Source organism: Bordetella genomosp. 7, from assembly GCF_002261265.1.
Classification (GTDB): Bacteria; Pseudomonadota; Gammaproteobacteria; order Burkholderiales; family Burkholderiaceae_B; genus Bordetella_A.
In genome coordinates this window covers 53,109-76,947 of the sequence record NZ_NEVK01000004.1, presented here as the reverse complement: position 1 = coordinate 76,947, position 23,839 = coordinate 53,109, and the positions used below count along the sequence as shown (strand labels likewise).

Here is a 23,839-nt window from a genome sequence, read left to right as displayed (position 1 = left end):
TTACGCCACGTGCTGCAGGAAATCGCGCAGGCGCTGGCTCGGCGGGTTGGACAGCAACTCGGCGGGCGGCCCGTCATGAGCCACCTTGCCCCCGTCGATGAAAATCAGCCGGCTGCCTACCCTGCGCGCGAACTCCATCTCGTGCGTGACGACCACCATGGTCATCCCTTCTTCGGCCAGATCCCGCATCACCTTCAGCACTTCATGACGCAATTCGGGGTCGAGCGCGGACGTGGGCTCGTCGAACAGCATCAGCTTGGGCTTGATGGCCAGGGCCCGGGCAATGGCCACGCGCTGCTGCTGGCCGCCCGAGAGCTCCGACGGATAATGGTTCATGCGCTCGGCCAGGCCCACCTTGCCCAGCAGTTCTTCGGCCTGCCGGCGCGCCTCCTGGCGCGTAGCGCCGCGGGTGTGCACGGGCCCGAACATGACGTTTTCCAGCGCGGTCATCTGCGGAAACAGATTGAACTGCTGGAACACCATGCCGGCCTCGCGGCGAATGGCACGCACCTGGGCGGCCGGCCCCTTGACACTCTGGCCATCCACCAGCAGGTCGCCGCCCTCGATGGTTTCCAGCACGTTGATGCAGCGCAGGAACGTCGACTTGCCCGAACCGGACGGCCCCACCACCACCACGACTTCGCCGGCATCGATATTCAAAGAGATGCCGTCGAGCACGGTGGACTCGCCAAAGCGTTTGGTGACGTTGCGGAATTCGACCATGCTCATAGAATGCGCATCCTTTTCTCGACCAGGCGCAGGGCCAGGGCCAGTGCGCCGGTGAGGATCAAGTAGATGATGGCCACGGCGGACCAGATCTCGACCGCGCGGAAGTTGCTTGCCATGATTTCCTGACCCTGGCGGGTCAGTTCGGCCACGCCGATCACAATGAACAGCGACGAGTCTTTCAGGCTGATGATGCACTGGTTGCCCAGCGGCGGAATCATGCGGCGGAAAGCCACCGGCCCGATGATGTGCAGCAGTATCTTGTAGAACGGCAGGCCCATGGCCTGCCCCGCTTCTTTCAGGCCCTTGTGCACCGACAGCAGCGAGCCGCGCACGATTTCGGCGATATAGGCCCCCGAATTGATGATCAAGGTTGCGATGGCTGCCCACACTGCATCGATGCGCAATCCGGGCACCATCAGCGGCAGCGCGAAATAAATGAACATGACCTGCACGACGATGGGCGTGCCGCGGATGACCGCGACATAGACTTGCGCCACGGCCGACAGCAGGCGCGGCCCATAGGCTCGGCATACGCCCGCCACGGCGCCGAGCACGAAACCGCCCACCAGCCCCCAGAACGTGATCTTGACGGTCATCAGTGTGCCGTCAAGCAGATTGGGCATAGATGCCCAGATGACAGACCAGTCGAATTGCACGCTCGTTCCCTTGTATGGTGTCCCCGGGACGCCCACGGCGCCCCGGGGGGGTCGGCGCATACGCTAGCGGCTACGCCGGCCGGTTATGCCGCAACAACAGCGCTCAGGGCTGCTTGCCGAACCACTTGGTATAGATGGCGTCGTACTGGCCGTTGGACTTCAGGGTGGCGAGCGCCTGGTTCACTTTGGCCACCAGGTCGCTGCCCTTGGGAAAGGCTATGCCGTAGAAGTCGCCGCTCTTGACGGTGCCCACCACTTTCACGCGGCCCTTGCCGGCCGTGTTGGCGTAATACTGCACGTTGGGCGTATCGTGCACGGCCGCATCCACGCGGCCGGTTGCCAGTTCCAGATAGGCGTTGTCGATATTCGGAAACAGGCGCAGTTTGGCCTCGGGAACCTGCTTCTTCATGAAGTCGACGGTGGCGGTGCCGGTTTTCACGGCCACGTCCTTGCCGGCCAAGTCTTTGGCGGCCTTGATGTCGTTGTTATTGTCGGCCACCAGGATGGCCAGGCCGCTCTCGTAATAGGGATCGGAAAAATCGATGACCTGTTTGCGGTCGTCGCGGATCGTGATGCCGGCCAGCGCGACGTCGATGTTGCGGGTTTGCAGGCCCGGAATGATGCCGTTGAAGTCCATCGGCTGAAGCTTGTACTTCAGGTTCAGTTCCTTGGCGATGGCGGCCCACAGATCGATGTCAAAGCCGGTATAGGTATTGCCCTGCTTGAACTCGAAGGGAACGAAGGCCGTGTCGGTCGCCACGATCAGTTCCTTGTCTTGCGCGGAGGCAGTAGCCATGATGCCGATCAGGCCCAGGCCTACCAGCGCAGCAGCGATTTTGCGCTTGATCATCGATATTCTCCTGTAGAGGCATAGAGAGGGCCGGCCCCTGCCGGCCCGCACAGAGGGCGCCACAAGCGGATCACCGGGCGCCCGGCGGTTCATCTTAACTCATCTGTCCCCATGGCAGGCACGGCTACGATAATTACAATCGGATCATCCCCGGGAGATTCGCCATGCCATACAAACCTGTACACATCGCCGGCACCCGCCGTGAAACCGGCCAGGCGCTGGGCAAGCTGGCTCGTCCGCTGATGTCCGCATACCTGGAGCAGAACGCCACGTGGCACGCCTTGCGCCCGTGGCGCGGCCATGCGTATCTGCAGGAACTGGCGGGCCATGTGCAGGAGGCGCTGCCCGAGATCTGGGAAGAGTTCGAAGGCCTGGCCGAGGGGCTGCGCATGCCGGCCGACGATCTGTTGCTGTGGCATTGCCGCGGCGACCTGCTGCACAAGAGCGCCGACGGCTGCACGTCGGTGGCCCTGCAATCGTCCGGCGGCAAACGCTGGATCGCACACAACGAAGACGGCGACCCGTATCTGTATGGGCGTTGCCACGTCGTGGACGTACGGCCGGCGGGGGCGCCGGGCTATGTCAGTTTTTACTACCCGGGCTCGCTGCCCGGACACACGTTCGGCGCCAGCCGCGCAGGGGTGGTGCAAACGATCAATAACCTGCGTATCCGCGCTCGCCGCGCAGGGGTGCCCCGCATGTTCCTGGCGCGGGCGGTGCTCGACTGCACCAGCCTGGATCAGGCGGCCGATCTGCTGGCGCATATGCCCCGCGCGGGCGGCTTTCACCATACCCTGGGCGCGGCTGGCGACGACCGCCTGCTCAGCGTGGAAGCTACGCCGGGCGCGTGTTCGGTGGAGACCGTGGCACGCCGCTACGGCCATGCCAATCACGCCATCCACCAGGGCACGCAGGATGTTCCGCAGCTCATCACCGAGTCGTCGCGCGCGCGCCAGAATCGCATCGATACGCTGGTGGACACGTGGAACGAGCAATCGGGCGAAGCCGAACTGGTCGGCGCGCTGCATGACTGCGAAGGCCCGCTGCCCATACTGCGCCGCGCGCCCGACGACCCCGACGAAGAAAATACCCTGGCCACCGCCGTGTTCGAGCTGGACGACGATCACGTCACCCTGCGCATCTACGACCGCAAGCCCAAAGCCACACAGGAAATCGTCGTCGCGTAAATTGACGCCCGGTGTCAGACACCATTCACGTACCAGCGGTGTCAGACACCATTCACGTACCAGCGGTGTCAGACACCATTCACGTACCAGCGGTGTCAGACACCCTGCGGGAGTCAGACACCTGAGCATGCCCCGCCCCTGCCCTCGGTGTCTGACTCCCGCCAGGGTGTCAGACACCATTCAGGCACCGGCGGTGTCAGACACCTGACGACGCTCCTCCCCGCCCTGGATGTCTGACTCTGCCCGGCAGGCGAGCCGGCGTGTCTATGGCTGCCCGTACCCGCCGCCTCCCGGGGTTTCGACGACGAATACGTCGCCGGCCTTGAGTTCGGCGCTGTCCTGAGGGCCCAGGACTTGCACACTGCCATCGGCGCGCTCGATGTAGTTGCGGCCCACCTGCCCCGGGCTGCCGCCGGCCAGGCCGAACGGCGCGTGCACGCGGTTGTTGGACAGGATGGCGGCGGTCATGTCTTCCAGAAAGCGCACACGCCGCACACCGCCGTCGCCGCCCCGATACCTGCCTGCGCCGCCCGAACCGGGACGGATCTCGTACGATTCCAGACGTACCGGAAAGCGCAGTTCCAGCACTTCGGGATCGGTAAGCCGCGAGTTTGTCATGTGCGCCTGCACCACGGACGTCCCCCCGAAACCCTCGTCGCGCGGGCCTGTTGCGTCGATGCGCAGGGGGCCTGCGCCGGTGCCGCCCGAGATGGTTTCGTAGTACTGGTAGCGTGCGTTGCCGAACGTGAAGTTGTTCATGGTGCCCTGGCTGGCGGCCAACACCCCCAAGGCGCCATACAGCGCATTGACGATGCACATCGAGGTTTCGACGTTGCCCGCCACCACGGAGGCCGGCGGCTTGGGACGCAGCATCGAGCCTTCCGGCACGATGATCTCCAGCGGTTTCAGGCAGCCGGCGTTCAGCGGAATATCGTCATCGACCATGGTGCGGAACACATACAGCACGGCGGCCACGGCGATGGCGCCGGGCGCATTGAAGTTATTGTCCAATTGCGCCGACGTGCCGGTGAAATCGACCACCGCAGTACGCGCCTGCCGGTCGACCCGTACCGCCACGCGAATGACCGCGCCATTATCCAGCGGGTACTCGTAGCTGCCGTCCTTCAGGACGGAAATCACGCGGCGCACAGCCTCTTCGGCGTTGTCCTGCACATGACCCATGTAGGCGCGTACCACGTCCAGCCCGAAGTGCTCGCACATGCGCAGCAGTTCCTGCACGCCCTTCTCGTTGGCGGCGATCTGCGCGTGCAGGTCGGCGATGTTCTGATCGGGATTGCGCGCCGGCCAGCGGCCCGAGCCAAGGATCTCGCGCGCGGCGGCTTCGCGGAACTCGCCATCGCGCACCAGCTGGAAGTTGGTGAACAGCACTCCCTCGTCTTGCACCGTCCTGGAATCGGGGGGCATCGAGCCGGGCGTGGTGCCGCCGATGTCGGCATGGTGGCCGCGCGACCCCACGAAGAACAGAATCTCGCGGCCGTCCCGATCGAACACCGGCGTGATGACCGTTACGTCGGGCAGGTGCGTGCCGCCATGGTATGGATCGTTCACGACGTAGGCGTCGCCGGGCTGCATGCGGCCCGCGTTGGCCTGCATGATGGTCTTGATGGATTCTCCCATCGAGCCCAGGTGCACCGGCATGTGCGGGGCGTTGGCGATCAGGTTGCCATCGGCGTCGAAAATGGCGCAGGAAAAATCCAGGCGCTCTTTGATGTTGACCGAGTACGCCGTGTTCTGCAGCCGGTAGCCCATCTGCTCGGCAATGGACATAAACAGGTTGTTGAACACTTCCAGCATGACGGGATCGGCCTGCGTGCCCACGGCGCGGCGCTCCGGACGCGCCTGGACACGCCGGAGCACGATGTGGTCCAGCTCGGTAAGGTGCGCCTGCCAGCCCGGCTCGACCACGGTGGTCTGGTTCGGTTCGGAGATGATCGCAGGCCCCGGCAGCACGTCGCCGGGCACCAGGTCTGCGCGCACATACAGCGGCGTGTCGCGCCATGCGCCCTGCCCGTACATCTGCACGGTCTGGCGCGGCTGCGGCGCGCCGGCGCGCTGGCGCTGCGGCGGTGTCTCGTGCGCGGCCTCTCCGCCGCCGGTGGCTTCGACCGAAATCGTCTCGACCACCAGTTCGCGATCGGGCATCAGGAACGAGTAGCGCTGGCGATACGCGGACTCGAAGTCCTGCCGCACCTGCGCCAGGCTGCCATAGGGTATTTCGAGCGCGGTGTCGGTGCCGCGATATTTGACGTGCAGGCGGTGCTGCACCCGGATCTGCTCTGCCGGCACGTGCTGGCGCAGCAATTCGCCGCGCGCCTGATCGGCCAGTTCTTGCAGTTCGGCCTGCAATTGCGCCACCAGCGCCTCGTCCAGCACTTTCTCTACCGTTTTCTGCCGCATGTCGGCCTGGTCGGCCAGCCCCATGCCATAGGCCGACAGCACGCCGCCCAGGGGGTGCGCGAACACCGTGGTCATGCCCAGCGCATCGGCCACCAGGCAGGCATGCTGGCCGCCCGCGCCGCCGAACACCGTGAGCGCGTATTCCGTCACGTCGTGGCCGCGCTGCACCGAAATGCGCTTGATGGCCTCTGCCATATTGCCTACGGCAATTTCCAGGAACCCTTCGGCCAATTGCTCGGGGGTCATGTCGCGGCCCGTGGCGGTGCGCACCTCGGCTGCCATGGCCTCGAAGCCGCGTTGCACGGCCTCGCGGTCCAGCGGCTCGTCGGCGCCCGCCCCGAACACGCGGGGAAAGAAGTCAGGCTGGATCTTGCCCAACAGCACGTTGCAGTCCGTGACGGCCAGCGGCCCGCCCCGGCGATAGCACGCCGGACCGGGGTTGGCGCCCGCCGAATCAGGCCCCACGCGCAGGCGGGCGCCGTCAAAATGCAGGATCGAACCGCCGCCCGCCGCCACGGTGTGGATGCTCATCATGGGCGCGCGCATGCGCACGCCGGCCACCAGGGTTTCGAACTCGCGCTCGAACTCGCCGGCATAGTGAGATACGTCGGTGGACGTGCCGCCCATGTCGAAGCCGATAACTTGCTTGAAGCCCGCCAGTTCGCTGGTGCGCACCATGCCCACGATGCCGCCCGCCGGGCCGGACAAGATGGCGTCCTTGCCGCGGAAGCGATGTGCATCGGTCAGGCCGCCGCTGGACTGCATGAACATCAGGCGGATGCCGGGCAGCTCGGACGCCACCTGGTCGACGTAGCGCTTGAGAATGGGCGAAAGATAAGCATCGACCACGGTCGTATCGCCCCGCGACACGAACTTGATCAGCGGGCTGACTTCGTGCGACGCGGACACCTGCGTAAAGCCGATCTCGCGGGCCAGCGCCGCGGCGCGCTGTTCGTGCGCCGGCGCATGCCAGGCATGCATGAACACAATGGCCACGGCACGTATGCCGCTGTCATACGCTTGCCGCAGGCTCTGGCGCAGGCCGTCTTCGTCAAGGCCGCGCACTACCGTGCCGTCGGCATCGACGCGCTCGTCGGCCTCGGCCACGCTTTCGTACAGCATCTCGGGCAACAACACGTTGCGGTCGAACAGGCGCGGCCGGTTCTGGTACGCAATGCGCAAAGCGTCGCGGAACCCGCGGGTGGTCACCAGCAGCGTGCGTTCGCCCTTGCGTTCGAGCAGCGCGTTGGTGGCCACGGTGGTGCCCATTTTCACGCATTCGACCTGTTCGGCGGGCACCGGTTGACCGGGCAACAGCCCCAGCAGCCGGCGGATGCCCGCCACGGCCGCGTCGCGGTATTGCTCGGGGTTTTCCGACAACAGCTTTGCCGTCGCGGTGCCGCCGTCGGGGCGGCGGGCCACGATGTCGGTAAACGTGCCCCCACGGTCAATCCAGAATTGCCACTTCATAGTGTCCTCAGAAGGTAGATATCCCCGGCCGCGCACGCTGCGCCACCGGGTTGCCTGATGATTAAAGCGAGGTCGCCGCGCGGGCGGCCTGGTCATACAGCCCCGACAGCGCGCGCAGCGTCTTGGCCAGTTGACGATTGAACTCCACGCCCGATGGCGAGCCCGCCTCCAGCCCGTCGATCAGACATTGTTCGCGGATCTCGGTATAGCGCTTGATATAGGACGCGCCCTCGTCGGTCACGCTGTAGAACACTTCCTTGCCGTTGCGCTCGCCGGCGACGATGCCCAGGCGTTCGAGCTTCTTGAGCGAATAGTTGACGATGTGCGTGTCTTCGATGTTGAGCGTGAAGCAGATGTCGGCGAGCTTCTTGCTGCGCTGGCGGTGATGGACGTGGTGCAGCACCATGACGTCGTTGGCGGTAAGGTCGGGCAAACCCGCCGCCGCCATGCAGCGCACGATCCAGCGTTCGAACGCATGGCCCGCAATCATCAGGCCGAATTCCACTTCGGACAGGTCAGGCGCACGGCGGCTGACCAGGTGGGCGGACGAGGCGATGATCTGATTGGGCATAAGCAAAATTTCCGCAAAATCGATGCAGAGAAAATACTAATAATTTATCAACGTTTTATCAACATATAATTTTGGCGCCTGGCCGCTTGCTTCAGGCATCAAGCATTGGCGGCAAGGCTCATGGCGTGCGCGCGGCGCACACGGCCAGCCCCTAGGAATTACCCTAAGCGCGCCAATCTGCGGCCTGTGCGCGCTGTGTGCGCCTTAGAATTGCACGGTTTCTACAAAACCGCGGCAGGCATGCCACGGGGTCTTTCGCGCAAGCCGCCAGGCATGCGCCCATGAGTCGCTATAAGGGGATTTCTCATGAAAAAATATCTTTCACTGTTCGCCGGCAGCATTGCGCTGGCCTTCAGTGCCGGCGCCGCCGCCCAGACCACCTGGGACCTGCCCACGGCCTACCCTGCCAGCAACTTCCACGTCGAGAACCTGGTTGAATTCGCCAAAGAGGTGGACTCGCTGTCCAACGGCAAGCTGAAGATCACGCTGCACAACAACGCGTCGCTGTACAAGGCGCCCGAGATCAAGCGCGCAGTGCAAGGCAACCAGGCGCAGATCGGGGAAATCCTGCTGACCAACTTCGCCAACGAAGACCCGGTGTACGCGCTGGATGGCCTGCCTTTCCTGGCCACCGGTTACCCTGCGTCGTACAAGCTGTACCAGGCCCAGAAGCCCTTCCTGGAAAAGAAGCTGGCGTCGCAGGGCATGATGCTGCTGTACGCGGTGGCCTGGCCCCCGCAGGGCATCTTCGCCAACAAAGACCTCAAGACCATTGATGACCTGAAAGGCCTGAAGTGGCGCGCCTACAGCCCGGTCACGGCCAAGATCGCCGAACTGGTCGGCGCCCAGCCCGTTACCGTGCAACAGGCCGAACTGGCCCAGGCCATGGCCACCGGCGTGATCGATTCGTACATGTCGTCTGCTTCGACCGGATACGACACCAAGACCTACGAATACATCAAGAAGTGGTACGACACGCAGGCCTGGCTGCCCAAGAACGCCATCATCGTCAACAAGAAGGCGTTCGACGCGCTGGATCCCGCCACGCAGGAAGCCCTGAAGAAGGCCGGCGCACAGGCTGAAGAGCGCGGCTGGAAGATGTCGGAAGAAAAGAACAAGTGGTACCAGCAAGAGCTGACCAAGAACGGCCTGGAAATCATCACCCCCACGCCTGAGCTGCAATCGGCCCTGACCAAGGTGGGCGAACGCATGATCGAAGAATGGCTGCAGCGCGCCGGCCCGGACGGCAAAGCCATGGTCGACGCGTATCGCAAGATGTAATCACCCATGCGCCGATTTCTCGACACTTTGTACGGCATCGCCGGCCTGTTGGCCGGCGTATGCATGATCGGCGTGCTGGCCTCGGTGCTGGCCGCCATCGTGGCGCGCCAGATGGGCTGGAACATTCCCGGCACCGATGCCTACGCGGGCTACTTCATGGCCGCCGCCGGCTTCCTGGCGCTGGCCACCACCTTCAAGCACGGCGAACATATCCGCGTCACCCTGCTGCTGAACTCGCTGGCCGAGCGCAACGGCCGGCGCCTGGATATCTTCGCCCTGGCGGTGGGCACCGTGCTGGCAGCTGCGTTCGCGTATTTCAGCGCCAAGCTGGTCTACGACTCGCACCTCTATAACGACATTTCCACCGCCAACGACGCCACGCCGCTCTGGATTCCGCAGATCGCCATGGCCGTGGGCACCTTCCTGTTCCTGGTATCGCTGGTCGACGAACTGGTGCGCCGCCTGCGGGGCCTGCCCGCCCCCTCATCTCAGCAAACCCATGAATGAAGTCCTGGTAATTTCCCTGCTGGTCATTTCGATCTTCACTTTGCTGGGATGCGGTGTGTGGGTCGGGCTGACGCTGGCCGGCACCGCGTGGATAGGCATGGAGATTTTTTCGAGCCGCCCGGCCGGAGACGCCATGGCGGTCACGATCTGGGGCGCGGCATCGAGCTGGACGTTGACGGCCCTGCCGCTGTTTCTCTGGATGGGCGAGATCCTGTTCCGGACCCGGTTGTCCGAAGACCTGTTCAAGGGCCTGGCTCCATGGCTCAATCGCCTGCCCGGCCGGCTGCTGCATACCAACGTGATCGGCTGCGCGATCTTCGCAGCGGTATCGGGTTCCTCGGCAGCCACCGTCGCTACCGTGGGCAAGATGACCATTCCGGAACTCAAGCGCCGCGGCTACCCCGAAGACAAAGTCCTGGGCACGCTGTCCGGCGCGGGCACGCTGGGGCTGCTGATTCCGCCGTCGATCATCATGATCGTGTATGGGGTGGCGGCCGACGTGTCCATTGCGCGGCTGTTCATCGCGGGCATCGTGCCGGGCATCGTGCTGGCCGCCTTGTTCATGGGCTATATCGCGTGGTGGGCATGGCGCAACCCGGACAAGGTCCCTGCCGCGGACCAGTCCATGACGCTGGGCCAGAAGCTGTATCAGGCGCGGCACTTGATACCGGTGCTGTTGCTGATCGCGGCAGTGCTGGGTTCGATCTACATGGGCATTGCCACCGCCACCGAGGCCGCAGCCATCGGCGTGGTGGGCGCGCTGCTGCTGTCTCTTACGCAAGGGTCGTTGACGATCGAGTCGTTCAAGCAGTCGCTGACCGGCGCCACGCGCCTGTACTGCATGATCGCGCTGATTCTGGCCGGCGCGCAGTTCCTGACCCTGGCCATGGGCTACATCGGCCTGCCGCGCACGCTGGCCGAGTGGATCGGCGGCCTGGGCCTGTCGCAGTTCTGGCTGATCATGGCCTTGATGGTGTTCTTCATCGTGCTGGGCTGCTTCCTCGACGGGATTTCCATCGTGGTGCTGACCATGGGGGTGTTGTTGCCGACTGTGCAGGCGGCGGGCATTGACCTGATCTGGTTCGGCATATTCGTGGTGTTCGTGGTAGAAATGGCGCAGATCACGCCGCCGGTGGGCTTCAACCTGTTCGTACTGTCGGGCATGACCGGCCGCGAACTGCCCTACATCGCGCGAGCGTCGCTGCCGATGTTCGCGCTGATGATCGTGGCCGTGCTGCTCTTGTATATCGTGCCGGGCATCGCCACCTGGCTGCCTCAACATATGCGGATGTAAGCAGGCCGTCCGCCACGCGCATCATTGCATGTCCCGGTGTCTGACACCTTGCGGGAGTCAGACACCTTTCTTTTGGGGTTGCAGTGATGGGCTTGCGGGTGTCTGACTCCCGCAGGGTGTCAGACACCTTTCTTTTGGGGCTGCAGCGATGGGCTTGCAGGTGTCTGACTCCCGCAGGGTGTCAGACACCATCACGGCTGAAGAAACGGCGTGGGCCGCCGGCATGCGGGGGCAGAATTCCGGACGTCGGCGATGCCGCTGCCCCGCTACAGCACGGCCATGCGGCTGTTGAGCAGGTCGGTTACCAGCATGTGCCCGGGGGCGTGCGTGATGCAGAACTCGGGCTGCACGGCGGCCACTACCGACTGCGGCGTGACGCCGCAGGCCCAGAACACCGGAATTTCACCGGGCCGTATCTCTACCGCGTCGCCATAATCGGGCTGGTGGATATCGCGGATGCCGATCAGGGATGGGTCGCCCAGATGCACGGGCGCACCGTGCACCGAAGGAAAGCGCGAGGTGACCTGGATGGCGCGGATCGCATCCGCGGCCTTGAGCGGGCGCATCGACACAACCAGCGGCCCATGGAACGGCCCCGCCGGCTCGGTGGCTATGGACGTGCGATACATGGGCACGTTGCAGCCTTGCTCGATATGGCGCACCGGCAGACCGTTGTCGATCATGGCTTCTTCGAACGAAAACGAACAGCCGATCAGGAAGGCCACCAGGTCATCGCGCCACAGCGCGCGGACATCGGTGGGCTCGTCGACCAGATGGCCGTCGCGCCACACCCGGTAGCGCGGAATGTCGCTGCGCACATCGATATCCTTTCCGAGCGCAGGCAGAGAAGGATCGCCGGGTTCGGACACGGCCAGCAGCGGGCATGGCTTGGGATTGCGCTGGCAGAAGCGCAGAAAATCATTGGCCACGTCGGCGGGCAGGATGGCCAGGTTGGCCTGCACATGCCCCGGGGCAAGATTGGCCGTGGGGCCGGTAAGCTTGCCGGCCCGCGCATCGAGGCGCACCCGATGGGCCGCGCCGAGGTCTAGGGATTGCGTCATACGGGGTATTCCTGCGGCATGCCATGCATGCCGCGTCAGAGAAACTACAGTTGCAGCAGGTCTTCGACCGCCATGCCGATCGACAGAATGCGGCGGTCAGCGCCATTGGCGCCGGCAATCATCAAGCCCGCGGGCGCCGTGCCTGGTTCATGGCAAGGCACCGACACGGCGCAGCCATCCAGGAAGTTGATGAAAGTCGGGTTGCGCAGTATCAGGCCGTTGGCCGCGTAGTAGGCGTCGTCGCTGGCGGCAAGGTCTGCCACCTTGGGCGCGACCACGGGTACGGTGGGCATCAGCACCGCGTCGTATGCCGCGATACGGTGCTCCACCGCCGCGACCCAGGCTTCGCGCGCATCGAGCAGGTCCAGGTAATCGGCCGCCGACATCTCGGCGCCGCGGCGTATGCGCGAGACGACGCGAGGGTCGTAGCGATCGGCCGCGCGCGCGATCAGGTCGCGGTGCCAGGCCCAGGCTTCCGAGGCCGTGAAACCGCCCTTGGCATTGATGGCGGCCAACTGCGCAAACTCCGGCACTTCGATCTCGTCGATACGCGCGCCGGCTTCGGACAGACGCGACAACGCGGCAGAGAACGACCTGCCCACGTGCTCGTCAACGCCATCGAGCGCCAGCGTCGTGGGGACTGCCAGTCGCAGGCCTTCGAGCATGGCGGGCTGCCAATCGGCCACCTCGTCGCCCGCCAGGATGGCGTCCAGCGTCGCGCAGCAGCGCACCGTGGGAGCAAGCGGGCCGATGGAGTCCAGGCTGGTCGACAGCGGCAGCACGCCGGCCATGGACACGCGCCAGGCGCTGGGCTTGAACCCGGCCAGGCCGCACAGCGCGGCCGGGATGCGCACGGACCCCCCGGTGTCCGAGCCTATGGCGCCCAGCGCCATGCCATCGGTGACCGATACGGCGGCGCCGGACGAGGATCCGCCCGGGATGCGCGCGCTGGCGCGATCCCAGGGATTGAGCGGGGTGCCGTAGTGCGGATTGATGCCCAGGCCGGAATAGGCGAACTCCACCATGTTGGTGCGCCCGATGATGACCGCGCCGGCCGCGAGCAGGCGCTGCACCACCACGGCGTGCTCATCGGCCGCCGGCTCACCCTGGCGCGCCACCGAACCCGCAAGCGTGGTTTCGCCGGCCACATCGAACAAGTCTTTGATGGAAATGGGCAGCCCGTCGATGGGCGAGCGCGACAATCCGGCCGCACGCAAGGTGTCGGAGGCCTGCGCCGCGGCGCGCGCCTGTTGGGCGTACAGGCGCGTGTATACGCGGGCGCCCTCGCCCGCCGGATCCTGCGCGCGCGCCAGGGCGGATTCAGTCAATTCAGCAGAGCTGGAGCGGCCTTCGTGCAGGGCCGCTGCGGTGTCGTTCAAGGTAGGAAGCATGAAGTCCTCGTACCGCCGTGCGGGCGGGCTGGTCGATACACAATAAGTGCCGGCAGCCGCCGCTTCAGGCGACTTCGGGCAGCACCTCGACATCATAGCGGTGACGCAGCACACGCTGGCGGCGCGGGTCGGCCAGCTCCATGATGAAGGTAGTGGATGGACGGATGCCGCCGATGGCCGCGACGGTGCCGCAGGTCATGCCCGTGCCTTCGGGCAGCGGTTGGCCCTGCGTGTAGCCGGCGATCAATTCGCCGGGCGTGCGCAGCGTGGCCAGCGGACCTTCCTGATACAGCACCTCGGCGCCGTTCTCGACGATGTAGGCGCGCACCACCAGCTCGTCCCAGTACTCGGCCACATCGGCCAGGCGCCATGCCGTGGTTCCCACGGGCTTGGCGCATACTTGCTTGGACAGCGCGACGCTGTGCGCTTCGAGCTTGCGATCGGTATGATCGGACGCAATGCTGACAAACATGTCACCGCCGGCGGCGAAGACGAAGGTCTCGACCTCGCCCGAAGACGCGTCCCCTACTACCTGGATGCGGCTGGCCTGCGTCAACTGGTTCTCTGCGATGCGGTAATACAGCGGCACGCTGCTGGGCCGCGGCACGCCAAGAGCAGCAAGCTCTTCGATATGGTGTTCGATGGCCTCCCGGTCGCGCCCGGCCCAGCCGGCGACCACCAGGCTGCGGATGTCGGTCTCGACCGTGCGCGTGGCGCCGTCCGACTCCACTTGAAATACAGCTTTCATGATGAATCCTGGATGAAACTCGATAAAGAAATCCGCCGCGGCATCAGCCGAATACGCGCGGCAGCCACAAGGCCAGGTCGGGGAACACCGCCAGCAGGCCCAGCAACACGAACATGGCCAGCACGAACGGCAGGCTGCCGACGATGACGGCGCCCATGTTGCCGCTCTTGCGCAGGCTTTGCACCACGAACAGGTTCAGGCCCACTGGCGGCGTGATCAAGGCGGCCTCGACCAGCACGATGATGACGATGCCCAGCCAGATCGGGTCGTACCCCATCGCAATCATGATGGGCGCCACGATGGGAATCGTGGTGATCATCATGGACAGCGTTTCCATGAAGCAGCCCAGCACAAGATAGAACAGCACCAGGATCAGCAGCATCCACCCAGGCGACAGGCCCAGGCCCGTGATCGACTGCGTCAGCGCGTCGGTGATGCCGGTGGCCGACAAGACGAAATTCAGGAAACTGGCCGCGATCACGATCAGCATGATCATCGCCGTGGAACGCATGGTGCCTTCGATGGCTTCGCGCAGCATGGTCCACGTCAGCCGGCCAAAGCAGGCTGCAAGGATCAACGCCCCAAGCACGCCGAGCGCCGCCGCTTCGGTCGGCGTGGCCAGGCCCGCATAGATCGACCCCACCACCAGCAGGAAAATGCCCATGGGCGGCGCCAGGTGGATCAGGCTGGCCAGGCGTTGCGCCAGGCTGGCGCGGATCTTATGGCCGCCCCACTGCGGCTTGATGATGCACGCGACCGCCACGGTCAGCATGAACAGCGCCGCCAGCCCCAGGCCGGGCAGTATGCCGGCCAGGTACAGCTTGGGAACCGACGAATTGGTCAACACGCCGTAGATGACCAGGTTGATCGAAGGCGGAATCAGAATGCCCAGCGTGCCGCCGGCGGCCAGGCTGCCCAGGAACAGCGATTCGTTGTAGCCGTACTTTTTGATCTGCGGAAGGGCCACGGTGCCCACCGTGGCGGCCGTGGCGACACTCGAACCGGATGTGGCCGAGAACAAGGTGGATGCGCCGATGTTGGCGTGCATCAGGCCGCCCGGCAGCCAGGACAGCCACAGGCTCATGGCGCTGTACATGCGTTCGGCGAAACCCGAGCGCAGCAGCACTTCGCCGAGCATGATGAACAGCGGAATCGCCACCAGCAGGAACTCGTTGTTCGTGCTCCAGGAAATTTCGCCGATGGCCCGGGTAAGCGGCAGCATCGAATACAGCGGATCGAGGATCAGCCCCAGCAACCCCAGGGCCGCGCCTACGGGGATGGAAATGCCGATCAGCACCAGCAACAGGATAAGAGCGGTGGAAATCACGCTGCGCCCCCCTTGACCATACGTTCGCCGGCGGCGGCCTCGTCATCGGCCTCCTCTTGCGCCGAGCGCACGCCGCATATCTGCTTGACGAGGTCGATGTCGCCGGTGACCAGCGCGATCGAGGCGCGCACCAGCATCAGCGCAACCGTGATGCACATCCACAGCAGACCCAGCGCCCAGAGCCCCTGCGGTATCCACAAGGGCGTGGCCAGCGGCGTATTGGCCGCGGAATTCTGCCCCCATGACGTCTGTGCCATGCCCATGGCGAAGTAGGTCAGGTAGACCATGAAAATGCCCAATGCGACCAGCGACAGCCAGTCCAGCACGGCCGATACCCGCACCGGGAAATACTGGTACAGCACGTCCACGCGCACGTTGGCGCGCTGCAAGGTGGCAAACGCCAGCGCCCACGACGTGCTGATCGCAAACGCATAGCTGGACAATTCATCGGCTCCACCGGTGGTAAAACCAAAGAACTTGCGTGCCAGCACATCGAATGAGATCAACAGCACGCTGGCCACGGTAAGCGCGCCCCCTGCCCAGACCGCCACGCGCGAGAAGGACTCCGCGCGGCGCAGCAAGGCGCCGAGCGCCCGGATTTTTTCAGGTTCAGTCATAGTCATGCCCTTGAGGCTGCGTACGCCGCGCCAGGGCCCGAGGGTCCTGCGCGGCGTACGCCTTGACGCGGTGAATTACTTCTTGGCCTGCAGGCCCAGTTCTTTGCCGATGGTGGCGTTGAAGTCCTGGACGCATTGCGCGGAGCAGCGCGCGGCCCACTTCGGCAGCACGGCATCGTTGAGCGCCTTCTTCAGCAGTTCGCGATCGGCGTCAGTGGGTTGCACCAGCTTCATCTTGCCCTTGACCGGATACGGGCAGGCATCCGCGCCGGTGTTGCAGTCATAGCCTTCTTGCGTCTGGCGCGCAGCCGCATCCCAGATGTCGTCGACCAGCGTCTGGATATTGGTCTGCAGGAAACTGCGCACCTTGGGATCAAGCTTGTCCCAGGCTTTCTGGTTGACGGCGTGGATCTGCTGGTTCCAGTTGATGGGCAGCGCGTACAGGTGTGTCGACACCTCATACCATTTGGCCGAATAACCCGACAACGAACCGGTGATGGCGCAATCGACCACCTTGTTCTGAAGCGCCGGCACCACTTCGCCGAAAGCCATCGTGACGCTGGCGCCGCCCAGGGCCTCGACCAGTTCGGCGGTCGTGCGGCTGCTGGTGCGAACCTTCTTGCCCTTGACGTCGGCCAGGCTGTTGATCTCGGCGTTGCAGAACAGCACTTGTGCGGGATAGGTGGAAATGCCCAGCAGCTTCACATTGGCGCCATCGCCGTACACGCGGGCGTACACCGGCTCGAATGCCTTGGTGACGGCGCGCGCCGTCTTGACGTCGGGCGCCAGGCCTGCCAGGTCGATAGCCTCGTTGATGGGATTATCGCTGGCGAAGTACGACAGTGTGGCGGTGCCGAATTCGATGACGCCTTGCGACATCAGGCGCAGCAGTTCCGGGCCCTTCAGGCCCATTTCGTTAAAGCCCTTGATCTCGGCGGTGACCTGCCCGTTGGACAGTTCAGGCACGGTCTTGGTCCAGAAAGGTTTTTCGTAATCGTTATAGGCCGTCAGATTGCTCAGCCCGCCCACCACCTTGAGGTGGGTCTTGGGCAGGTCTTGCGCATGAGCGGCGGTTCCCAGTATTGCCAGGGCGGCGATGATCAAGGACTTCTTCATGGAGGATTCTCCTTGCAGGCGGGGTTCGATCGCGCGCCGGGCCCCGTTACCTGGTGGCGCGCTGCGGACTCATCAGGGCCTCGCCGTCCATGTCCGGACAGATGCGAGCCCATGCCGCGCATTGCACCGGGCGGCCGCAGGGCTGTCCAATCGTAAGTTGCGATGTCGAGACATAAATAATCTTTATGCCTACCGGCCCCCAGCAATGCCCACCGCCGCAAAGCCAGCATTCATGCGGGTTGCGGGACGACAAGCGACTATTGACGCAGCGCCGTTGCAGGGCCTCCGGCCGAGACGCAGTACCCGCCCATCAGGGAAAGCCCTAGCCTGCCGGCCGCGCTACAGAGGCGGCGAGATCCGCGTCAGCCGCCCCACGGCGGCATGCTGGGCCAACTGCGCAATGGTGCGCGCCATGTGGCTGTCGGGGCCCTGCACCCAGGTAGCGGTAAAGGCCAGATCGGGCAGAGGATCGCCCTGCACCTTCAACAGGCGCAATTCGCCGCTGGCCAGCTCTTTGTCCAGGAATACAGGCGCGATGACGCTGGTGCCGATGCAATCCAGCGTCATGCGCACCACCATGGATAGCGATGCGCTGCCGTACATGCGCGGCGACTGCACGCCGGCACGGGTCAACATATCGCGCACGAACAGATACGGGCTGCTGCTCGACGGGTAGGTGATGACAGGCAACGTTCCTATGCGCTGCAAGCTTATGGGCTCGGGCCCGAGCGCAAGCCGCGGGCTCGCCACCCAGGCCAGCGGATAGGCGCATAGCGGTACGTTCTCGAACCTGGCCTCGTGTATCGGGCCCATCAGGAAGGCCAGGTCGATCTGCCGGGACGTCAGGTGATTGCGCAGCACCGGTGTCGTGTCTACTTCGATCTGCAGCACCAGGGCCGGATAGGCTGCATGCAGGTGCTCGACAAGCCGGGGCAGCCAGGTCTGCACAATGGTTTCGGCCACGCCGATGCGCATCGGCCCGCGCATCACGTTCTGTTCACGCGCGGCTTGCAGCATGTCGCGGCGCAATTGCAGCATGCGCTCGGCATGCGAAACGAGTTCGTGCCCCTTGGCGGTAAGCGTCACGCCCCGCGCATCGCGCTCGAACAGGCGCACACCCAGGTCACGCTCGAGCGACGCGATGCGCTGCGACACGGCAGGCTGCGTCGTGTTGAGTTTTTCCGATGCCGCGCGGAAGCTGCCCAGCGTGGCCACCCAAAAAAAGGTCTCGATGTTTCGCAGATCTAGCATTGCCCGGTTCCGTGTCGCGGCGATCAGCGTATCATGTGCACCGCCTTGCATGGGTTGGCTGCCGCCGCCCCGCCCTTTGCTCCAGGAGACCGCATGACACGGGCTTTTACCGCGCCCGCCCCGACCGGCCCGCATTCCGGCGCCCGACCCACTCGCCCCTTGGTGGGCATCGTACTGTTGATTCTGTCGGCCTGGGTGCTGTCCTGCCTGGACGCCAGCGGCAAATGGGTAATGGAAGCCGGCGTGCCGCTGTGGCTGCTGTGCTGGGTGCGTTACCTGGTGCACCTGCTGCTGGTGCTTGCGCTGGTGCTGCCCCGCCGCGGCCTGGGGGTGCTGCGCAGTGTGCGCCCCCGCGAACAGCTGCTGCGCGGGGGATCGATGCTGCTGGCCACTCTGGCGTTCTTCACGACCCTGAGCTACATGCCGCAGGCCGAAGCCACGGCCATCAACTTTCTTGCCCCGCTGCTCGTGCTGGCGCTGGCGCCCTGGGTACTGAAAGAACCGCCCCGCATTTCCCGGTGGGTGGCCGCGGCCATCGCCTTCGGCGGCGTGCTGATCATCGTGCGGCCCGGTGGCGGCCTGCATCCGCTGGGCGTGATGTTCGGCTTGCTGACGGCGTGCTGCTTCGCGGCGCAATTCATCGCCACCCGCCGCGTGGCCCGCGATGACCCCTACACGTCCCTGATCTGGAGCGGCGCGGTGGGCACGGTGTGTCTGACACTGGCCCTGCCGGTCATCCTGCCGCCCGCCCTGCCGGTGCTGGCCGAGCTCAGCGCCGTGAACTGGCTGTTGCTGATATCCACGGGCGTGTCCGGCGCGCTGGGCCACCTGTTGCAGATCGGGGCGTACCGCAACGCGCCTGCCTCGACGCTTGCGCCCTTTGTCTACTTGCAGATTGTCAGCGCCACCGCGGTGGGCTGGATGTTCTGGGGGCATTTCCCCGATTCGCTGACCTGGCTGGGCATCGCCATCATCTGCACGAGCGGAATCGGCATCGGCGTGCTTGAATGGCGGCGCAGCCGCGTCGCCGCCCTGCGCCAGGCGGCCTGATCCGGTTCAGGCATAGCGCGCCCGCAAGCGGCAGGCCGACGCACCGCCGCGCGTCAGGCGGCCAGCCGCCCCGCCGCCAAGACTAGCTGGCGGCCGCAGCGCGCGGCCAGCTGCGCATCGTGGGTGACCAACACCAGCGTGGTGCCGTGCTCTCGGTGCAAATCGAACATCAGGTCAATGACGGTGGCGCCGGTGGCGGCGTCCAGGCTGCCCGTGGGCTCGTCGGCGAACAGCAGGTCGGGCTGCACGACGAAAGCGCGCGCCAGCGAAACGCGCTGTTGCTCGCCGCCCGACAAGGTACGGGGGTAGTGATGCAGCCGCTCGCCCAGCCCGACACGCTGCAACATGCTTTGCGCCGCTTCGCGGGCAGGCTGGCCCGCCAGCTCGAGCGGCAGCATGACGTTTTCGAGCGCGGTAAGGTTGGGCAGAAGCTGGAACGACTGGAATACAAAGCCCACGTGACGAGCCCGCAGGCGCGCCCGGCCGTCTTCGTCCAGCGCGAACAGGTCCTGCCCGGCCAGGCGCACCGTGCCCGAAGACGGAACATCCAGGCCCGCCATGAGTCCCAGCAGAGTGGACTTGCCGGACCCCGAACTGCCGGTGATGGCCACGGCGCTGCCGGCGGCCACCGTAAAATCGATTCCTTCCAGGATCGACAGCGTGCCGCCAGCGTCGGATACCTGCTTGCCCAGCCCTGCGACTTCGATCGAGACCTTACTATCCATGCGATTATTTTTCCGTTTGTTTGCCGCCGCCGCCATGGCCGCCGCCCTTGCCGTTCCCGCCGCCCAGGCTCAGACCGCCAATGACGCGCCCGGTTCCGCTGCCCGCACCTTGCTGGTAGTGGGCGACAGCCTTTCGGCCGAGTACGGCCTGGCCCGCGGCACGGGGTGGGTCGCGCTGCTTGCCGCGCGCATGGCAGAACAATACCCCAACTACCGGATTGTGAACGCCAGCATCAGCGGCGACACGACCAGCGGCGGCGCCAGCCGCCTGCCCGCCCTGCTCGACCGCCATCAGCCCGCCATCGTCATCCTGGAACTGGGCGCCAACGACGCCCTGCGAGGCCTGTCGCTGCAGATGACCGAACAGAATCTGCGCAACATGGCGCGCCGCTCGCGCGACGCCGGCGCCCGGGTGCTGATGGTGGGCATGCAGATCCCGCCCAACTACGGGCGCGATTACACCCAGCGCTTTGCAGATCTGTTCCCGGCCGTGGCCAAGGCCGAGCAGGCAGCGCTCGTGCCGTTCTTGATGGACGGCATGGCGACCGATCGGGCCATGTTCCAGGCCGACGGCATTCATCCCAACGAACAGGCGCAGCCGGCCCTGCTGGAAAACGTATGGGCCGCGTTGCGGCCCATGCTTGAACAGGATCAGCCGGCAGACTGATCGGAGCTTTGCAGCGCCGAGGCCGCCTCCGGCAGGATCTTCACCTGGTATTTGTCGCGCAGCATCTTCATGACCCCGGCGTCTTCGGCCTGGCCCCATGCGGCGCCCAGCTGGCGCGCCAGCATATCGCGCGCGGCTGCGTCGGCGGTGCCGGGCTCGATCTTGTCGAGCCGCACCACGACGTAGTCGTCGCCATCGGCCACGCCGGTGTAGGCGGGCAAGGGCTGGGCCGGCAACCGCATGGCGGCCTCCAGCACGGATTGCGAGAGCTGGCCGGGCTGCTGGCGCGACACCACGGTGGCTTCTGAAAAACCTTCGGGCACGGCGGCCGGGTCGGCCTTCCAGCCCTCGAGCGCGGCCGTGGCGGCCTGGCGCGCCGCTTCGGCGGCCCGCTCGTCGACCAGGCGGTCGCGGATAAGCTCGCTGACTTTTTCAAGCGGCGGAACGTGCTCGGGCTTTGATTCGCTGACGCGCACCGCCAGCATCGTGTCGGGCGACAGCTCGATCACGCCGGAGTTCTGCTTTTCGCGCAGCACTTCGGACGAAAAAAGCGCCTGGCGCACGCGCGGATTGTCGAGCAGTTGCGCATCGGGGCTGGCCGCCGCGGCGCCTTCGCCTGCCTGCTCGGCGGGCAACAGGCCGTCACGCGCGATGCCCGTGGCGGTGCGCAGTTTCAGGCCCAGTGCGTCGGCAGCCGGTTGCAGGCTGTCGCGCTGGTCGTACACGGTTTCGGTGAGCTTGGTGGCCATCTCGGCAAAGCGCGAGGCCGCGATCTGCTTGCGGATTTCGGCGGTGATCTCGTCGCGCACCTGGTCCAACGGCTTGAGGGCAGCAGGCTGCACTTCGGTGATTTTGACGATGTGCAGGCCGGACGGGCTTTCGACCACACCGGACACCTGGTCTTTGGACAGGCTCCAGATGGCTTTTTCGAGCGCCCCCGCGAGCATGCCAGGCGCCAGCCAGCCCAGGTCGCCGCCATTGTCGGCCGACCCTGCGTCCTGCGAATTGGCGCGCGCCAGTTCGGCAAACCGGGCGGGATCTGCCGCCGCCTGGCTGGCCAGGGCTTCGGCTTTGGCGCGCGCGGCCTTGCGCACGTCTTCGGACGCGCCCGCCGGCACTTCGATCATGATGTGGCTGGCGCGACGGCGCTCGGGCTGCCCGAAGCGCTGCTTGTTCTGCTCGTAATAGCTGGCGATGTCTTCGTCGTTTACCTGCACGCCTTGCGTGGCGGCCGCCTCGTCGAGCACCAGGTACTGTGCGGTGACGTGCTCGGGGACCACCAATTGCTGCTGGTTCGCGTCGTACCAGGCCTGGATATCCTGTTCGGACACCGACACCTGGGAACGATAGGCAGCGGCGTCAAAGCGGCGCAGTTGCACGGTACGGCGCTGCGTCAGGGCGGACTCGAGCGAGGCAATGACCGTGGCAGGGGCGGCGGCCGACTGCGAGATGGGGTCGAGCACCCTGGCCATGGCCAGGTCGCGGCGCAAGCCGGCCTCGAACGACGAGGGAGTCATGCCCTGGGCTGCCAGCACCTGGCGGTAACGCTCCGGCGAAAAGCGGCCGTTGTCCTGCACTTGCGGGATCGCGGCGATGGTATTGCGCAGCGTGCCGTCGGATACCGAGAACCGGTTGTCCGCCGCCACCTGCAGCAGCAGCCGTTGGTCGATAAGCTGGTTGAGCAGTTGTTCACGCATGGCCGGCGTGTCGACCAGGGCCGGGTCGAACTGGCTGCCGAGCTGCTGGCGGAACTGCTCGAGCTGGTTGCGGTGGGCCATATCGAATTCGCCCCGCGTGATGGGCTGGCCGGCAACCGTGGCCAGCTCGGGCTCGCGGCTCATGAAGCTGTCGTAGCCCTGTATGCCGACCAGGAAAAACGACGGCACGATCAGGATCAGCAGAATGAACTGCATCCAACGGCGGTGATTGCGAAATAGATCGAACATGGATTCCCTGGTTGCCGTATGCGCGCACAGGCCAGACGCCCCGCGCCGCATGAAAATGCATAAAAAAAGGCGAATCTGATCGCCCCTGCCGGGTGCCGGAACCGCACCTGCTCAGCGGCCGGAGTTTACCATTTTCGTCCTGGCGCTACAGGTGGCCGCCACGACCGCGCCGGCAGGCGGCAAAGGGGTTATTCTTGAAAGCCGCCTTCGAAAATACTTGATCACCGTCCACGGCATGCCCGCTCCCTGGCCCTACCCATCCCATATCGCCCATCGCGGCGGCGGCCTACTGGCCCCCGAAAATACCCTGGCCGCCATGCGCGCCGGCGCCCGGCACGGTTTCCGCATGGTCGAGTTCGACGTAAAGCTCAGCCGCGACGGGGTGCCCTTCCTGCTGCACGACGATACGCTGGATCGCACCACCGATGCCCAAGGGCCCGCCGCCGGGCTCGCGTATGCCGACCTGGCTCGCCTGGACGCGGGCGGCTGGCATTCGCCTGCCTACACGGGCGAGCCCGTGCCCACATTTCGCGCCGTAGCGCGCTACGCCATCGCCAATGGCATTGCGTGCAACGTCGAGATCAAGCCGAATCCCGGCCAGGAAACGCAGACCGGCACGGCCGTCGCGATGGCCGCGCGGCAATTGTGGCAAGATGTCGGCCCCGCTCCATTGCTGTCATCGTTTTCCGAGGCCGCGCTGGAAGCGGCGCGCGTGGCGGCCCCGGAACTGCCCCGTGCGCTGCTGGTAGAGGAAGTGCCGCAAGACTGGCTGCAGCGGCTGCGCCGCTACGAATGCGTTGCGCTGAATATCAACCACCGCGATGCCACGCCCGCGCTCATCGATGCTGTACACGAGGCCGGCTTTCGCATTGCAGCCTGGACCATCAACGACCCGGCGCGCGCCCGGCTGCTGTTGTCGTGGGGCCTGGATGGCATTTTCACCGACGCACTGGCCGATATCGCCCCGCCCAAATAAG

General features: G+C 65.3%; 21 protein-coding genes. 7 read left to right on the top strand and 14 right to left on the bottom strand.

Annotated features, from left to right (window positions below):
• From glnQ to glnH, 3 genes are all read right to left on the bottom strand, one after another.
• Nucleotides 1-729, bottom strand: coding sequence for a glutamine ABC transporter ATP-binding protein GlnQ (glnQ, locus tag CAL19_RS07625; protein WP_026641269.1), 729 nt, complete (start codon nt 727-729; stop codon nt 1-3).
• Complete coding sequence (gene glnP / locus CAL19_RS07620) at nt 726-1,385, bottom strand: glutamine ABC transporter permease GlnP (protein ID WP_026641268.1); 660 nt, start codon at nt 1,383-1,385, stop codon at nt 726-728. Before glnP ends, glnQ begins: the two co-directional genes overlap by 4 nt.
• A 103-nt stretch (nt 1,386-1,488) precedes the next feature.
• The gene (gene glnH, locus CAL19_RS07615; RefSeq protein ID WP_026641267.1) at nt 1,489-2,235 is read right to left on the bottom strand and encodes a glutamine ABC transporter substrate-binding protein GlnH; all 747 of its coding nucleotides are present in this window, start codon (nt 2,233-2,235) and stop codon (nt 1,489-1,491) included.
• A 164-nt stretch (nt 2,236-2,399) separates the two neighbouring features.
• Here glnH and CAL19_RS07610 point away from each other — a divergent pair, with 164 nt between their 5' ends.
• A complete protein-coding gene (locus CAL19_RS07610) occupies nt 2,400-3,422 on the top strand; it encodes a C45 family autoproteolytic acyltransferase/hydolase (protein WP_026641266.1) in 1,023 nt (340 codons plus the stop codon).
• Between the two features lie 264 nt (nt 3,423-3,686).
• On the opposite strand, the gene CAL19_RS07605 is transcribed toward CAL19_RS07610, so the two are convergent.
• Together CAL19_RS07605 and CAL19_RS07600 are read right to left on the bottom strand one after the other, a co-directional pair.
• Nucleotides 3,687-7,310 carry a hydantoinase B/oxoprolinase family protein gene (locus CAL19_RS07605; RefSeq protein ID WP_094796459.1) on the bottom strand — a complete coding sequence of 1,208 codons (3,624 nt, stop codon included), beginning with the start codon at nt 7,308-7,310 and terminating at the stop codon, nt 3,687-3,689.
• A gap of 61 nt (nt 7,311-7,371) precedes the next feature.
• Nucleotides 7,372-7,881 (bottom strand): winged helix DNA-binding protein, encoded by a 510-nt coding sequence (locus CAL19_RS07600; RefSeq protein ID WP_094796458.1) that lies wholly within the window; start codon nt 7,879-7,881, stop codon nt 7,372-7,374.
• 306 nt (nt 7,882-8,187) lie between these two features.
• On the opposite strand from CAL19_RS07600, the gene CAL19_RS07595 reads away from it, so the two are divergent.
• The 3 genes from CAL19_RS07595 to CAL19_RS07585 are packed head-to-tail and all read left to right on the top strand — an operon-like array spanning nt 8,188 to nt 10,963.
• On the top strand, nt 8,188-9,162 hold the full coding sequence (locus tag CAL19_RS07595) for a TRAP transporter substrate-binding protein (RefSeq protein WP_094796457.1): 975 nt from the start codon (nt 8,188-8,190) through the stop codon (nt 9,160-9,162).
• A gap of 6 nt (nt 9,163-9,168) precedes the next feature.
• A complete protein-coding gene (locus tag CAL19_RS07590; protein ID WP_094796456.1) occupies nt 9,169-9,669 on the top strand; it encodes a TRAP transporter small permease in 501 nt (166 codons plus the stop codon).
• Nucleotides 9,662-10,963: a TRAP transporter large permease gene (locus CAL19_RS07585; RefSeq protein ID WP_094796455.1), complete on the top strand. Its 1,302-nt coding sequence runs from the start codon at nt 9,662-9,664 to the stop codon at nt 10,961-10,963. The genes CAL19_RS07590 and CAL19_RS07585 overlap by 8 nt, the downstream gene beginning before the upstream one ends.
• 266 nt (nt 10,964-11,229) lie before the next feature.
• Here the strand turns inward: CAL19_RS07585 and CAL19_RS07580 are convergent, their stop codons facing one another.
• The 7 genes from CAL19_RS07580 to CAL19_RS07550 form a co-directional block, all read right to left on the bottom strand.
• Nucleotides 11,230-12,024: a putative hydro-lyase gene (locus CAL19_RS07580; RefSeq protein WP_094796454.1), complete on the bottom strand. Its 795-nt coding sequence runs from the start codon at nt 12,022-12,024 to the stop codon at nt 11,230-11,232.
• A 44-nt stretch (nt 12,025-12,068) separates the two neighbouring features.
• The gene (locus CAL19_RS07575; RefSeq protein ID WP_094796453.1) at nt 12,069-13,415 is read right to left on the bottom strand and encodes an amidase; all 1,347 of its coding nucleotides are present in this window, start codon (nt 13,413-13,415) and stop codon (nt 12,069-12,071) included.
• Nucleotides 13,416-13,479: 64 nt separating this feature from the next.
• Nucleotides 13,480-14,163 (bottom strand): DUF2848 domain-containing protein, encoded by a 684-nt coding sequence (locus tag CAL19_RS07570; protein ID WP_094796452.1) that lies wholly within the window; start codon nt 14,161-14,163, stop codon nt 13,480-13,482.
• Nucleotides 14,164-14,206: 43 nt separating this feature from the next.
• Nucleotides 14,207-15,490, bottom strand: a complete 1,284-nt coding sequence (locus tag CAL19_RS07565) for a TRAP transporter large permease (protein WP_094796451.1) — start codon at nt 15,488-15,490, stop codon at nt 14,207-14,209.
• On the bottom strand, nt 15,487-16,107 hold the full coding sequence (locus tag CAL19_RS07560) for a TRAP transporter small permease subunit (protein ID WP_094796450.1): 621 nt from the start codon (nt 16,105-16,107) through the stop codon (nt 15,487-15,489). The genes CAL19_RS07565 and CAL19_RS07560 overlap by 4 nt, the downstream gene beginning before the upstream one ends.
• 75 nt (nt 16,108-16,182) lie before the next feature.
• Nucleotides 16,183-17,223, bottom strand: a complete 1,041-nt coding sequence (locus tag CAL19_RS07555) for a TRAP transporter substrate-binding protein (protein ID WP_026639617.1) — start codon at nt 17,221-17,223, stop codon at nt 16,183-16,185.
• A gap of 339 nt (nt 17,224-17,562) precedes the next feature.
• Nucleotides 17,563-18,474, bottom strand: coding sequence for a LysR family transcriptional regulator (locus tag CAL19_RS07550; protein WP_094796449.1), 912 nt, complete (start codon nt 18,472-18,474; stop codon nt 17,563-17,565).
• Between the two features lie 93 nt (nt 18,475-18,567).
• On the opposite strand from CAL19_RS07550, the gene CAL19_RS07545 reads away from it, so the two are divergent.
• Entirely contained in the window at nt 18,568-19,524 is a 957-nt protein-coding gene (locus CAL19_RS07545) for a DMT family transporter (protein ID WP_026639619.1), read from the top strand.
• 53 nt (nt 19,525-19,577) lie between these two features.
• Here CAL19_RS07545 and CAL19_RS07540 read toward each other — a convergent pair whose 3' ends face one another.
• A complete protein-coding gene (locus tag CAL19_RS07540; RefSeq protein ID WP_038852327.1) occupies nt 19,578-20,249 on the bottom strand; it encodes an ABC transporter ATP-binding protein in 672 nt (223 codons plus the stop codon).
• On the opposite strand from CAL19_RS07540, the gene CAL19_RS07535 reads away from it, so the two are divergent.
• Nucleotides 20,248-20,916 carry an arylesterase gene (locus CAL19_RS07535; protein ID WP_094796743.1) on the top strand — a complete coding sequence of 223 codons (669 nt, stop codon included), beginning with the start codon at nt 20,248-20,250 and terminating at the stop codon, nt 20,914-20,916. The genes CAL19_RS07540 and CAL19_RS07535 overlap by 2 nt on opposite strands.
• Here the strand turns inward: CAL19_RS07535 and CAL19_RS07530 are convergent.
• Complete coding sequence (locus CAL19_RS07530; RefSeq protein ID WP_026639621.1) at nt 20,901-22,862, bottom strand: SurA N-terminal domain-containing protein; 1,962 nt, start codon at nt 22,860-22,862, stop codon at nt 20,901-20,903. The genes CAL19_RS07535 and CAL19_RS07530 overlap by 16 nt on opposite strands.
• Before the next feature lie 235 nt (nt 22,863-23,097).
• On the opposite strand from CAL19_RS07530, the gene ugpQ reads away from it, so the two are divergent.
• Nucleotides 23,098-23,838, top strand: coding sequence for a glycerophosphodiester phosphodiesterase (ugpQ, locus tag CAL19_RS07525; protein WP_026639622.1), 741 nt, complete (start codon nt 23,098-23,100; stop codon nt 23,836-23,838).
• Nucleotide 23,839: the final 1 nt, after the last annotated feature.